Here is a 13,815-nt window from a genome sequence, read left to right as displayed (position 1 = left end):
CAGATGGGCTTGAGTCTTGTCCTTGGGGTGTTGATGAGGTATCGATTGCGTCTATTACCATGGGGCACTCGTATTAAAGTCGACAAAAATGAATGTAGAACCACACAATATTAACATAGCTCAAAGGTGTGATATATCTGAACGCTTAAGGATTGGTATAATTTTAATGCTAACTTTGATTCTAAAGGTTTTAGTTTTGGGCGATTTAATTAATACTCTCAGTATTTTTGACACCAGAGGTCGAGCTGGTATGATTTTTATGGATAAACGCCTCTAGACTGGCTTTATCTGCGATATAAGGGTTGTCTAAAACAGGAATATGCTTAAAACGACGATAGCCCCACATATAGTGACTGCACTTTTCTTCAATCATCTGTTGCATGGCTTGGTTAAGTGCATAAGCGGCGGTCTCGGCATGACGATCATAAAGTGCTGGATCATCGAGCTTATAACAATAGATGTCAAATCCACGACCATCGTCACGGCGAATACAAGATAAGCCGACCAACGCACATCTGGTTTTACTAGCAAGTTTAGAAGCAAGCGTACTGGTTAGCGTTTTAATACCAAAAAAGGGCACAACCACGCCGCCCGAAGGATCAGGAACATGATCGGGTAAGACGATACTAAAGCCACCTTGTTTAAGTGTTTTAAATATGGCTTTGACACCGCTACCATCGGTTGGCACTAAGGTCGCATTAAGCCTTGAACGCCCTTGTAACACAAAATTGTTGGTAATGTCACCTTTGACAGGTTTGTACATAATGGTTGGGGAGCCAAATTGATTGAGCCAAGCGTTCATCATCTCCCATGTACCGAGATGCGGCACGATAGCGAGCATGCCGTTGGCACTCGCAAGTCCTTCTAATAAAATGTCTTTATTATGAACGTCGCGAATCTGAGCGATACTCCACTCAGGTGGCATGGCCCAGCTTTTGATCGATTCAATACTGGTCAAACACTGATGATAAATAATCTCTTTGGTTAACACTTGTTTTTGCACATCAGTCAGCTTAGGAGCAATTAACGCCATATTGATACTGACTGTACGCATGATACTCAAATTGGGTATCTTGATAATCACCCACGCAACAAAACGTGCCAGTATCTGCAAGACAGACAATGGCACGATTTTAAAAATATGATACGGATTCATAACCATTCACACAGTGATGAATCACGTAATAAGTACTGAAAAAAATATCCGGACATCGTTAGACCATTTATTGCGCAGGTTTGTTAGTGTCAGCCTGTGCTTTTTCGCGCACACGGATACCAAGATCACGTAGCTGTTTGCTATCGACTTCAGCAGGTGCTTGAGTTAGTGGGCATTCAGCAGTTTTGGTTTTTGGGAAAGCGATAACATCACGGATAGAGTCTGCGCCTACCATGAGCATAATCAGACGATCCAAACCAAAGGCCAAGCCACCATGTGGAGGCGCACCGAATTTTAGGGCGTCAAGTAAGAAGCCAAACTTGTCTTGAGCTTCTTGCTCGCCGATACCTAAAGCATCAAGTACCGCTTGCTGCATATCAAAGGTATTGATACGTAAGCTACCACCGCCAACTTCTGTACCGTTCAATACCATGTCATAAGCGATAGAGAGGGCAGATTCTGGGTTGTTTTTCAATTCATCAACAGAACCTTTAGGTTTAGTAAACGGGTGATGCATTGACGTCCAACGACCATCGTCCGTTTGCTCAAACATTGGGAAATCAGTGACCCAAAGTGGTGCCCACTGACAAGTGGTCATCTCAAGGTCTAGTCCAATTTTTTGACGTAGTGCGCCGATTGCGTCATTGACGACACTGGCTTTATCCGCACCAAAGAAAATAATATCGTTGCTTTCTGCACCAGTACGCTCAATCAAGCTTACCAATACGTCATCGGTCATATTTTTGATGATAGGAGACTGAAGACCAGATTCTTGGTCAACGCCGTTGTTAATGTTGCTCGCATCATTGACTTTGATATAAGCCAAACCACGTGCACCATAGATGCTAACGAATTTGGTATAAGCATCGATTTGCTTACGGCTTAATGAAGCACCACCAGGGATGCGTAGGGCAGCAACGCGACCTTTAGGATCGTTAGCAGGACCGGCAAATACTTTAAAATCAACGTCTTTCATTAAATCAGCAACGTCGATGAGCTTTAATGGAATACGTAAGTCAGGCTTGTCTGAGGCATAGTCACGCATAGCTTCTGCGTAAGTCATGCGTGGAAATTGCTCAAACTCAACATCCATCATGGTTTTGAATAAATGCTTAATCAAACCTTCGTTGATGTTCATGATTTCTTCTTCGTTTAAGAAAGAAGTCTCAATATCCACTTGGGTAAATTCAGGCTGACGGTCAGCACGTAAGTCTTCGTCACGGAAACATTTAGCGATTTGATAATAACGATCAAAACCTGACACCATCAATAGCTGTTTAAATAACTGTGGTGATTGTGGCAATGCGAAAAAGTTACCTGGGCGTGTGCGTGATGGCACAAGATAATCACGCGCGCCTTCTGGCGTTGCACGAGTCAAGATAGGGGTCTCAACGTCTAAGAAACCATGGTCATCTAAGTAACGACGAATGGCTGACGTGGCTTTAGCACGGAAAACCATACGCTCTTGCATTTGCGGACGGCGCATATCAAGATAGCGATATTTTAAACGCAAGTCTTCTGATACCGTGGTTTTCTCATCATTTAATGGGAAAGGCGGTGTTTCAGATTTCGCCAATACTTCAATTTCTTTGCCCAACAGCTCAATCTGACCACTGGTCATATTATTGTTTTCAGTACCCGCGTAGCGTTGACGTACGCGACCAGTGATTTTTAGCACATATTCAGGACGTACCGCATCAGCAGTAGCAAAGGCTTCTGGTGTATCAGGGTCAACGACGACCTGCAAGATACCAGCGCGGTCACGCATGTCTAAAAAAATCACGCCACCGTGATCGCGACGACGATGTACCCAGCCTACGATACTGATGGTTTGATCGATGAAGCTTTCGGTTACGGCTCCGCAATATTCGTCTCGATATTCGCTATGCGTCATAGTGCTTTGCGTCATAATATAATTATCCAGTTGTCAGCCCAATTCGAAATACAATAATGCAGCCATTGCTGTACGATTCAAGCTATCCGCTAAAAACGCACAAACACCGCGATTAAGACAAATGGTCATCACGTTGGCTACAGAAAATTTGGTGTAAACGCATATTATGCCTAATCTGCCCTTGTTATACAACCAGTGGCGTCCAATCAAAGCGTAGGAAAGTATCAGTAATGGGCGTATTTATTCAGTAACATTTGCATTGGGTTAAATATTGTCATTTTGCTTGAAAATATCAGCCACTGTGCACATATCAGGCTCACTTATAAAATCTTATTAAAATTATTCTAATCATGTAAGGAATGCTACTCATGCTTTTTCACCCTGCTAAGAACCCTGTTGAGCTACAAGTTGTTCATCTAAATAAAAGCCAAGAACAACGCCGTGAAGACTTAATGGAGGCAACTCAAGGTAAAGCCGCGCTTAAGCAATTCAAAAAAGTAATGGCTAAGAAAGCCAAGCAAGCATTGAAGGCAAAAAGCAAAAATAAGAAAAAAAACAGTGATAATAAATCACAAGTTTTCGTTCTCGACTTTGACGGTGATATCAAAGCCTCGGCAGTTAAACATTTACGCGAAGAAATCAGCACATTAATCAGCAGCGCAAATAAAGGTGATGAAGTCGTGGTACGTCTTGAATCAGGTGGCGGCTTGGTTCATGGTTATGGTTTGGCAGCAGCGCAATTGGCACGTCTAAAAGAGGCTGGTTTAAAACTAACAGTCTGTGTCGATAAAGTCGCGGCCAGTGGTGGTTATATGATGGCGTGTGTGGCGGATAACGTAGTGGCTGCGCCCTTTGCCATTATTGGCTCAATCGGTGTGGTATCACAGTTGCCAAACTTTCATAAATGGCTAAAAAATCATGACGTCGATTATGAGATGTTTACCGCTGGTGACTATAAACGTACTGTCACTATGTTTGGTGAAAATGACGCTGACGACCGTGCCAAATACCAAGAAGAGCTTGAGCAAACGCATGAGTTATTCAAACATTTCGTGAACACGTATCGTCCAGCATTGGATGTCGCGAAAGTAGCAACAGGCGAGCATTGGTATGGCGAAGATGCACTAAAATTGAATTTAATTGACAGTCTGCAAACCTCAGACAGTTATATTTTAGAGCGTATGGAAGACAATGAAGTCTATGCCTTGCATTCACGTCAAAAGCCGACGCTGGCAGAGAAGTTAGGGCTATCACAAGCAGCGGAAGCAACACTCAGCATAGCTATTGATAAGCTGCCAGATGCACTAGCACGTTTTGATTTTAATAGCCGTTTAAATATCCTAAAGTAGTTTTCAGTTTTCCACTTTAAATAGATGCATTGTTTGTATTTTGTAAAAGGCGTGTCCTAGCGGGTCGCGCCTTTTTACTGTTTATTCATAAATGCTGTGTTATAAATGTGGCATACAGAACAGAGTATACGTACGTACACTATAAAATTAGCATTGGGCTTTTTATAAAAGCTTTATGTGAACGTGATGAAAATCATTAACCATCAGCAAGGAAAAGGATGCCAGCTATGTCTGAAAATACATTGATGTTTACCGCCACCGAACATGGTCAAGCCATGCATGCCAAAGTCAAAGCATTTATCGAAACCCATATTGAGCCGATAGAAGCACAGTTTTGGGCGGATTGTCATGCGCAAAACCCAGACGGCAATTGGAAAAATTGGCAATGGCCAGAAAAATACGAGAGTTTGCGTAAACAAGCACGCGAAGCCGGTCTATGGAATTTATTTTTGCCAGATGACACGCTAGGGGCAGGGCTGTCGGTGACCGATTATGCACCGATTGCCGAGCTCACTGGACGTAGTTTATTAGCGCCTTATGTGTTTAACTGTAATGCCCCCGATAGTGGCAACATGGAGCTATTATGGCGCTATGGTTCAGAGGAGCAGCAGGACAAATGGTTGACGCCAATACTACAAGGTAAGACGCGTTCGGTATTTTGTATGACTGAGCCTGATGTCGCCTCCAGTGATGCGACCAATATGCAAGCGACAGCTGTGGTTGATGGCGATGAGATTATTATCAATGGCAGTAAATGGTGGTCATCAGGTCTGGGTGACCCTGCGGTCGATATTTTGATTGTGATGGCGTATACGCCTGATGAGAATAAAGACCGTCATCATCAACATTCGATGGTATTGGTCCCAGCAAAGACAGCGGGTGTCAACATCGAGCGTATGCTCAAAGTCTTTGGTGATTATGATGCGCCGCACGGCCATGGTGAAGTCAGCTTTGATAATGTACGTGTGCCCGTCAGTCACTTTATCGGTGGAGCGGGTATGGGCTTTGAGATTGCACAAGGTCGCCTAGGACCAGGTCGTATTCACCATTGCATGCGCTGTATTGGCGCTGCCGAAAAGTCGCTAGAGCTGGCTGTTAAGCGCGGCATGGAGCGTACGGCTTTTGGTAAGCCATTATTACAACTGGGTGGTAACTTTGAGCGTATCGCTGAGGCGCGTATTAAGATTGACCAAGCGCGTTTATTGACACTATATGCAGCGCAAAAAATGGATGCGCAAGGCACAAAAGCAGCATTGACTGAAATTTCTGCTATTAAAGTGGTTGCGCCAACCGTGCTACAAGAAGTGGTCGATATGGCGATTCAGATTCATGGTGGCATGGGCGTTTGCCAAGATACGATGTTGCCTGCATTCTTTGCGCAAGCACGAGCGCTGCGCTTAGCTGATGGTCCTGATGAAGTGCATAAAACGATGATTGCTAAGTTAGAATTAAAGCGTCAAGGTTTTAGCCGTTCCTCAAAGCCTGTGAAAGCCTAATTTTCATTGGCAATAATCGTATAGAAACTGGTTTAAATGAGCATTTTCTTGAATTAATTTCTCATTGAAATTCACTATTATACCGTTAATAGTGAATTTTCAGCCCTATATTCATTGATAAACATAATTGAGCACACGATAAGGAATGTCATATGGCAACTGCTAATCAAAGCAACACTACCGTCAAAGAAGTAGCTAATAAAATCTTAGATAAAGGCGGCGAGGTTCGTGAGGGCGAAGAGCTTGATGCCAAAGCGGTCAGCTCATGGCTACGTGCTCAAGGCGTCGATATAGAAGGCGAGCCTACCGTTACTCAATTTTCAGGTGGCGCATCAAACTGGACCTATCGTTTGCAATATGAAGGCGAAGGTAAAAGCCAAGATTTAATTTTACGCCGTCCACCAAAAGGCACCAAAGCAAAATCAGCACACGACATGGTGCGCGAATATACGGTGCAAAAATTCTTAAAAGATGCTTATCCTTATGTGCCAAAAATGATAGCGTTATGTACGGATGAGTCCGTCATCGGTGCCGACTTTTATGTCATGGAGCGTATGGAAGGTATCATTCCTCGTGCTAATTTGCCAAAAGGCATCGATTTAAATGAAGAGCAAACGCGTGCATTATGTACCAATGTCATCGATGCTTTGATTGAGTTGCATCAAGTCGATTATAAAGCGCATCCTGATTTGGTCAATCTTGGACGCGGCGAAGGTTATTGCGAGCGTCAAGTAACTGGCTGGGACAAGCGTTATGTCAAAGCCAAAACGCCTAACGTCCCAAGTTTTGCCTTAGTACGTCAATGGCTTGGTAAGCATACGCCTGCTGACAGTAAGACTTGTCTCATTCATAACGATTGGCGCTTTGATAATGTGATTTTGGATGCAGCAGATCCGACCAAGGTGATCGGCGTACTTGACTGGGAAATGGCGACCTTGGGCGATCCTTTGATGGATTTGGGCAGCGCATTGGCGTATTGGATTGAAGAAGATGACAACATCATTATGCAGCAGTCACGCCGTCAGCCCACCCATTTAAAAGGCATGATGACTCGCGATGAGGTGGTTGCTTATTATCTTGAGCAGACAGGTCTAGAGATAGACAACTGGACGTTTTATGAAGTGTTTGGTCTATTCCGTCTAGCGGGTATCGTTCAGCAGATTTATTACCGCTACTATCATAAACAAACGACCAATCCAGCCTTTAAAAATTTCTGGATTATTGTGCACGTATTACATGCCAAATGTCTTAAACTGATTGCTCAATATGAAGGTGAGATTTTGTTTACTAGCCGAGTACAGCCGCATTTGCAAGATATGGGTGTTGATGCTGCGATGATTGAGCAGTTGCCAAGTCCTATACAGGCTGTTATTAAAGGTATTTTGCCAAAGAGCTATTTTGGACAAAGCGCACCTAAAGCTGAAGAGTAAGCAGTTTAAAAATTGAAAATCTAGAGCTTTTAAAAATTATAAGAGTGCGATTAATAAGGCAATATTTTATGACAACCATACTTTTGGCCCGTCATGGTCAAGCGTCATTTGGACAAGAGAATTACGATCAACTCTCAGAGCTGGGTGGCAAGCAAGCGAAGATGCTAGGTCAGCATTACGCGACGACTCAGCGTCGAATTGATGCGATTTTTACTGGTAGTTTGGTTAGGCAGCAAGACTCTGCATATCATTTTTGGCAGCGTTATCAGTCATTTGTTGATAGCGATAGCAATATCTCTAGTAAGCCTGCGATCGATATAAGTGCGCCGGATAGCTATGTACTGCCACAATTTGATGAATTTAATCATAAAGACGTGTTTATAAAGTCTAATCCTGCTTTTATGAGTAAAGGTGCTATTGCGGCTGAGATTGCGCAAGCAGAAGTGCCATCTATGCGTTTAGCGGAGCTGTTTGATGCTGCGATGCAGCGCTGGCATGCAGGTGACAATGACAGTGATTATATTGAGAGCTGGTCACAATTTAATGAGCGGGCAAAACAAGCGCTTGAGCAAGTGAGTTTGCAAGTGGCTAATCTGAATTTAGAGCGTGATAGTACGGTGCTGGTGTTTACTTCGGGCGGCATTATTTCGGCTATTACCGCGCAGTTATTACAACAAGGCAGTCAGACTGCGTATCAAATTAATAAAAGCTTGGTTAATACGGGCGTGACGTCTATTACTTTAAAAGCGCAGAGTACACGGCTATTGTCTTTAAATGAGTACAGTCACTTATTTGCTGATGGCAAACGCTTCGTGACGTGGCGATAACATAGCATTTGATAGCGGTGAGACATCAAGGTCATAATTAAGCCATGATTAACATCAGGATAAAATGTCTATTCTAAACACGTAGCCGATTTTTATGTTATTAAAATCGGCTATGATAATTGTTGAATACTTTTTGTGTATTTTTATGACAGACAAGCCGCACTTATCAATTTGCGATATTATAGACTGTCAACTTCATATAATATGGATGTAAACAGGACGTTCTATGCAAAATAAATTGATCAATTTAGTCACTAAAAGCGCCAAACAAAGTAAAAATCAGCTATTTAGCGCGATTCAGCCCGCACGATACCTAAAAGGTTTAAATAAGCAGCAGATTGGTCGTGGTAAAACAGTATTAATCACGGGTGCCAGCTCAGGACTGGGCGAAGGCATGGCAAGATTGTTTGCTAAGCTTGGCTATAATTTGGCGATTTGCGCGCGTCGTACCGATCGTCTAGAAAGTCTACAAGCAGAGCTGATGGCAGCGTATCCTGATATTCGTGTTGAATATCGAGCATTAGATGTCAGTGACTATGATGCCATATTCGATGTATTTGATGCGTTCGCTAATGACTTTGGTCATATCGATCGTGTCGTGGTCAATGCAGGAGTCGGGGATAGTCGCCGTATTGGTAAAGGGCGCTTCGATACCAACCGCCGCACCGTTGAGATTAACTTTGTCTCTGCGCTCGCGCAATGTGAAGCGGCGATGAATATATTCCGCGCACAAAACAGCGGTCATCTGGTGGTGATATCAAGCATGTCAGCAATGCGTGGACTACCTAAGCATTTGACCGCTTATGGCGCAAGTAAGGCAGGTCTGGCTCATCTGGCAGAAGGCATTCGTGCTGATATGTTATTAACCAAATTGCCCATTAAAGTCTCGACCATTTATCCGGGTTATATCCGTACTGAAATTAATGAAAATGCCAAACCACTACCGTTTGAAGTGGATGCAGATACGGGCACCAAATCCATCGTTGCAGCGATTGAGGCTGGAGTCGATGAAGCTTGTGTACCAAGTCTACCGTGGTCTATCGTCGGTCAAGCAATGAAGCATTTGCCATTACAGGTGGTCAATAAAGTCAATTAGTAACTATTTGACTTCATTGCTTTGGTATCAACAGCAATGAAGTCAAAAAGAAGACAATAAAAAACCCTCAGCATTAAGGTTGAGGGTTTTTTATTGTCTTCTTTTTAAAAATCTAAAATCTATGCACTACAGGGTTTGAGGATTATCGGACATATGCTTTTCACGTAGCTTTTGACGCAATATTTTACCCACATTACTCTTTGGTAACTCACTCACAAATTCGATATGACGTGGGCATTTATAACCAGTCAAATTGTCCAAAGCAAATTCTTTAATATCACTCTTGGTAACATTATTATCAGCAGGGACGATATAAATTTTGACTGCTTCGCCTTGGTGGTCATCAGGAATACCGATCACTGCGCAATCAATGATGCCTTTATAATCTAGCATGACTGACTCGATTTCATTTGGGAAGACGTTAAAGCCTGAAACCAAAATCATATCTTTTTTGCGATCAAGTAAAGTGATATAGCCCTGTTCATCCATACTGATGATATCGCCAGTACGGAAGTAACCATCACTGGTAAAGTCATTGCTATTGTCTTTATTAAAATAGCCTGAAGTGATGTTTGGGCCTTTAATACACATCTCGCCAGCTTGATGTAAGCCGACACGATTACCTTCATCATCAACGACAATGATATCTACGCTAGGGACTGGTATACCAATCGTACCGTTAAACTTGCGATCAGTGATGACGTTGGCCGTACCAGCTGCAACCCCTTCAGTCATCCCCCAACCTTCGACCATCGGGCAACCAGTGACTTCTAACCAGCGCGCCGCTGTTTGTTCAGTTGCTGCCATACCACCTGCTTGTGAGATGCGTAGTGAGCTAAAGTCCAAATCTTTAAAGGTTGGTTGGTCAAGTAAGCCTTTAAACAAGGTATTCACCGCTGGCAATATATGGAACGGCTGTTTTGACAGCGTTTTAACAAAGCCTGGCATATCGCGTGGGTTAGGAATCAAGATAAAGGTGTAACCTGAGCGCATGCCTAACAGGGTCAGCATAAAGGCAAAAATATGATAGAGCGGTAACGCCATGACCATATTGATATAGACCTCATTAATATCTGAGGTGATAGGGCGGTACCAAGCTTCTGACTGCATCGCAGCGGCGACTACGTTACGCTGAGTCAAAACAGCGCCTTTCGACAAACCAGTCGTTCCACCAGTATATTGCAAAATTGCTTTTTGTTGTAATGTGGTTTTTGGTGCTTGGATAGGCAAATTTTTGCCTTTCTTCAGCACATCAGGAAACTTGGTCACATCGTATTTAGGGTCATTTAGGTTATATTTAGGCACTAAGCGTTTGACCTGACGGATAACCGTATTGACCAAAATACCCTTTAGCCCCATCATATCGCCCATTTTTGAGAGGACAATACGCTTGATGTCGGTTTCTTCAATGACTTGTTCGAGCGCTTGAGCAAAGTTATCAACCACAAAAATAACCTGAGCGCCAGAATCATTTAATTGATGGCGCAGCTCACGACCAGTATAAAGTGGGTTCACTGGGGTGCACACATAACCCGCCCGCAAAATACCAATCATCGTTGGCAGATATTGCGGCACGTTTGGCATCATGAGTGCGACCACACTGCCTTTAGGAATGCCTTGCGCTTGTAACCATGCTGCAACGGCAAGTGAGGCTTTATCCACGTCACCATAAGTATGAGTGACACCCATACAAATAGTCATAGGATGCATACGAAAACGATTGAAACATTCCTCATACAGCTCTATGAGGCTCTCATATTGATCAGGATTAATGGTCTTGGGTACGTTTTCTGGATATTGCGCCAGCCAAGGCTTATCTACTGTCATACTTAGCGTCCTTAAATGTTGTGATACGTTAAGGTTCTATAAAAGAGTAGTCACATCCTTGTCAACAATATAAATCATCGCCTTGAGAGCAATGGATTGTCGCGTGCTATCCTATCGATTCACAGACTGCTAAAATACGGTGACCTCTATATAAATTATTTAACTACAAGCTCATTTCGCTATAAAAAGCAGTGCTCTAAATACAGTAAACAGCTGGTTACTATTATCCTTACTGAGAAAAGCACCACTTGCTCATAAACTGATCTGAATTGAACGACTATCGACTCACACTAATAAAAAATAGCGTGACTTATTTTGGCAACACATTAACATAACTACAATTGATATTGTTATTTTTATACAAGAACTTGATAGTTTATAATTAAGTTTGATAAAGCAAAAAATATATGTTGTAACAGTATGGAGGATAAGCGGTTAGCAACAAGGTGCGAACGGCATTTTCCTTGGAAATTTGTGAATCATTATAAGAATCATCTATTTTGTAAAAAAAGTTGTTACGTAAAAGCATTAACATTGTAGTTACAAAGCAATGATTTTCTGTATAAGAATCATAGATTCACATAAAAAAAGCGCTCTACATATGATGTAAAACGCTTTTTGATAATGATTTCTTTATTTACAATTGTGGGTTGTCAGACATATGCTTTTCACGCAGTTTTTGACGTAGTACTTTACCCACATTACTCTTTGGCAACTCACTGACAAATTCGATATGACGCGGGCATTTATAGCCAGTCATATTGTCCAATGCAAATTCTTTAATGACGTCCTTGGTGACATTGTTATCGGCAGGAACGATATAAATTTTGACTGCTTCACCTTGATGCTCATCGGGAATGCCGATCACCGCACAATCAATAATACCATCACAATCTAGCATCACTGATTCAACCTCATTTGGGAAGACATTAAAGCCTGAAACCAAAATCATGTCTTTTTTACGGTCTAATAATCTAAAGTATCCTTTTTCATCCATGCTGACGATATCGCCAGTGCGAAAGTAGCCATCTGCCGTAAAGTCATCACTACTGTCTCTGTTAAGATAACCTGAGGTTACGTTAGGACCTTTTACACACATCTCACCAGCTTCGTTGACACCAACGCGCTTGCCTTCATCATCGATGACAATGACATCGACACTAGGAACAGGGACGCCAATTGTACCGTTAAACTTGCGATCAGTGATGACGTTAGCGGTACCTACAGCGACACCTTCTGTCATACCCCAACCTTCAATCATAGCGCAACCAGTGACTTCCAACCAGCGTGCCGCTGTCTGCTCAGTTGCTGCCATACCGCCTGCTTGTGAGATGCGTAGTGAGCTAAAGTCCAAATCTTTAAAGTTTGGATGATCAAGTAAGCCTTTAAACAAGGTATTCACCGCTGGCAATATATGGAACGGCTGTTTTGACAGCGTTTTAATAAATCCTGGTATATCACGTGGATTAGGTATCAAGATAAAGGTGTAGCCTGAGCGCATGCCGAGTAGACTGAGCATAAAGGCGAAAATATGATATAGCGGTAACGCCATGACCATATTGATATAGACTTCATTAATCTCTGATGTAATAGGTTTGGTCCATGCTTCTGATTGCATCGCCGCGGCGACGATATTACGCTGCGTTAAGATAGCCCCTTTAGATAGTCCTGTTGTGCCACCTGTATACTGTAAAAATGCTTTTTGATCTAACTGCATTTTTGGTTTGTGGAACGGCAGGCTTTTGCCTTTCTTCAGCACATCAGGAAACTTGGTCACTTCGTGTTTAGGGTCATTTAACTTGTACTTAGGCACTAAGCGTTTGACCTGACGAATGATAGTATTCACCAAGATACCTTTTAAGCCCATCATGTCGCCCATTTTCGAGAGGACAATACGCTTAATATTGGTCTCATCAATGACTTGTTCGAGCGCTTGAGCAAAGTTATCAACCACAAAAATAACCTGAGCGCCAGAATCATTTAATTGATGGCGTAATTCACGACCAGTATACAGTGGGTTAACTGGGGTACACACATAACCCGCCCGCAAAATACCAATCATCGTTGGCAGATATTGCGGCACGTTTGGCATCATAAGTGCAACCACACTGCCTTGAGGCAGCCCCTGCGCCTGCAACCATGCAGCAACGGCAAGTGAAGCTTTATCAACATCATCGTAGGTATGGGTCACGCCCATACAGATACTCATAGGGTGCAGACGAAAGCGCTCAAAGCATTCTTCGTACAGCTCCATGATGCTGCTATATCTATCGGGGTTGATAGTTTTTGGTACACCATTAGGATAATGGGCAAGCCAAGGTTTATTCGGCGTCATAGTCAGCGTCCTTGAAGTTTAAAATAGGGTGAATTCTGTCGTAAAGCAGTCATATCCGTGTCAATAAAACACATCAGCGCTGACGTAAACCGTTTGCCGCTGAGCGTGATAATATCCTTATCTATTGACTGGCTGCTAGGTTTTATTGCTATCGTACAAAACGACTTAATCATTATTAAAGGATAATGAAGTCAATTGAACAAACAGATCGCTTAATTGTAAAAGCATTTTTGCTCTTAAATAAGCTCTACCTGTTATCTAACACTAAGGTATCAGAAAATAATGATACATTTAAGCAATACAGTAGCATGAATGTCATCAAATACTATATTAGTATGAAATACTGAGCAGTGCATAAATAAAGCTGAAAAATATGATTTTTATGGAATTTCACGTGACTAGATA

The 13,815-nt window shown here is 42.5% G+C and carries 9 protein-coding genes; 5 read left to right on the top strand and 4 right to left on the bottom strand.

All coding sequences use genetic code 11. The features are described 5' to 3' along the window. Positions 1-205: 205 nt before the first annotated feature. The gene (locus ACP69U_RS01785) at positions 206-1,156 is read right to left on the bottom strand and encodes a lysophospholipid acyltransferase family protein (protein ID WP_426137626.1); all 951 of its coding nucleotides are present in this window, start codon (positions 1,154-1,156) and stop codon (positions 206-208) included. Positions 1,157-1,223: 67 nt separating this feature from the next. Next, complete coding sequence (gene aspS / locus ACP69U_RS01780) at positions 1,224-3,050, bottom strand: aspartate--tRNA ligase (RefSeq protein ID WP_109591409.1); 1,827 nt, start codon at positions 3,048-3,050, stop codon at positions 1,224-1,226. A gap of 368 nt (positions 3,051-3,418) precedes the next feature. On the opposite strand from aspS, the gene sohB reads away from it, so the two are divergent. From sohB to ACP69U_RS01755, 5 genes are all read left to right on the top strand, one after another. Further along, a complete protein-coding gene (sohB, locus tag ACP69U_RS01775; protein ID WP_314884954.1) occupies positions 3,419-4,399 on the top strand; it encodes a protease SohB in 981 nt (326 codons plus the stop codon). Positions 4,400-4,644: 245 nt separating this feature from the next. After that, positions 4,645-5,895, top strand: a complete 1,251-nt coding sequence (locus ACP69U_RS01770; protein ID WP_314884956.1) for an acyl-CoA dehydrogenase family protein — start codon at positions 4,645-4,647, stop codon at positions 5,893-5,895. Positions 5,896-6,047: 152 nt separating this feature from the next. Continuing rightward, entirely contained in the window at positions 6,048-7,325 is a 1,278-nt protein-coding gene (locus ACP69U_RS01765; protein WP_314884955.1) for a phosphotransferase family protein, read from the top strand. Positions 7,326-7,393: 68 nt separating this feature from the next. Next, on the top strand, positions 7,394-8,152 hold the full coding sequence (locus ACP69U_RS01760) for a histidine phosphatase family protein (RefSeq protein WP_426137625.1): 759 nt from the start codon (positions 7,394-7,396) through the stop codon (positions 8,150-8,152). 226 nt (positions 8,153-8,378) lie between these two features. Next, on the top strand, positions 8,379-9,248 hold the full coding sequence (locus ACP69U_RS01755; protein ID WP_314886181.1) for an SDR family oxidoreductase: 870 nt from the start codon (positions 8,379-8,381) through the stop codon (positions 9,246-9,248). 126 nt (positions 9,249-9,374) lie between these two features. On the opposite strand, the gene ACP69U_RS01750 is transcribed toward ACP69U_RS01755, so the two are convergent. Both ACP69U_RS01750 and ACP69U_RS01745 read right to left on the bottom strand, forming a co-directional pair. Further along, positions 9,375-11,075 carry an AMP-binding protein gene (locus ACP69U_RS01750; RefSeq protein ID WP_060490965.1) on the bottom strand — a complete coding sequence of 567 codons (1,701 nt, stop codon included), beginning with the start codon at positions 11,073-11,075 and terminating at the stop codon, positions 9,375-9,377. Positions 11,076-11,712: 637 nt separating this feature from the next. Next, positions 11,713-13,410 carry an AMP-binding protein gene (locus ACP69U_RS01745; protein ID WP_426137624.1) on the bottom strand — a complete coding sequence of 566 codons (1,698 nt, stop codon included), beginning with the start codon at positions 13,408-13,410 and terminating at the stop codon, positions 11,713-11,715. Between the last annotated feature and the right edge of the window lie 405 nt (positions 13,411-13,815).

Source organism: Psychrobacter sp. TWR1-1-1 (genome assembly GCF_049895865.1).
GTDB lineage: Bacteria > Pseudomonadota > Gammaproteobacteria > Pseudomonadales > Moraxellaceae > Psychrobacter > Psychrobacter immobilis_A.
The sequence above is the reverse complement of the archived record's forward strand: the minus strand, read 5'-3'. Positions and strand labels throughout refer to the sequence as shown.

What these genes read in the sequence shown, in the direction of transcription:
- ACP69U_RS01785 (WP_426137626.1), bottom strand. Translation starts at nt 1,156, where the DNA reads ATGAATCCGTATCATATTTTTAAAATCGTGCCATTGTCTGTCTTGCAG.
- aspS (WP_109591409.1), bottom strand. Translation starts at nt 3,050, where the DNA reads ATGACGCATAGCGAATATCGAGACGAATATTGCGGAGCCGTAACCGAA.
- sohB (WP_314884954.1), top strand. Translation starts at nt 3,419, where the DNA reads ATGCTTTTTCACCCTGCTAAGAACCCTGTTGAGCTACAAGTTGTTCAT.
- ACP69U_RS01770 (WP_314884956.1), top strand. Translation starts at nt 4,645, where the DNA reads ATGTTTACCGCCACCGAACATGGTCAAGCCATGCATGCCAAAGTCAAA.
- ACP69U_RS01765 (WP_314884955.1), top strand. Translation starts at nt 6,048, where the DNA reads ATGGCAACTGCTAATCAAAGCAACACTACCGTCAAAGAAGTAGCTAAT.
- ACP69U_RS01760 (WP_426137625.1), top strand. Translation starts at nt 7,394, where the DNA reads ATGACAACCATACTTTTGGCCCGTCATGGTCAAGCGTCATTTGGACAA.
- ACP69U_RS01755 (WP_314886181.1), top strand. Translation starts at nt 8,379, where the DNA reads ATGCAAAATAAATTGATCAATTTAGTCACTAAAAGCGCCAAACAAAGT.
- ACP69U_RS01750 (WP_060490965.1), bottom strand. Translation starts at nt 11,075, where the DNA reads ATGACAGTAGATAAGCCTTGGCTGGCGCAATATCCAGAAAACGTACCC.
- ACP69U_RS01745 (WP_426137624.1), bottom strand. Translation starts at nt 13,410, where the DNA reads ATGACGCCGAATAAACCTTGGCTTGCCCATTATCCTAATGGTGTACCA.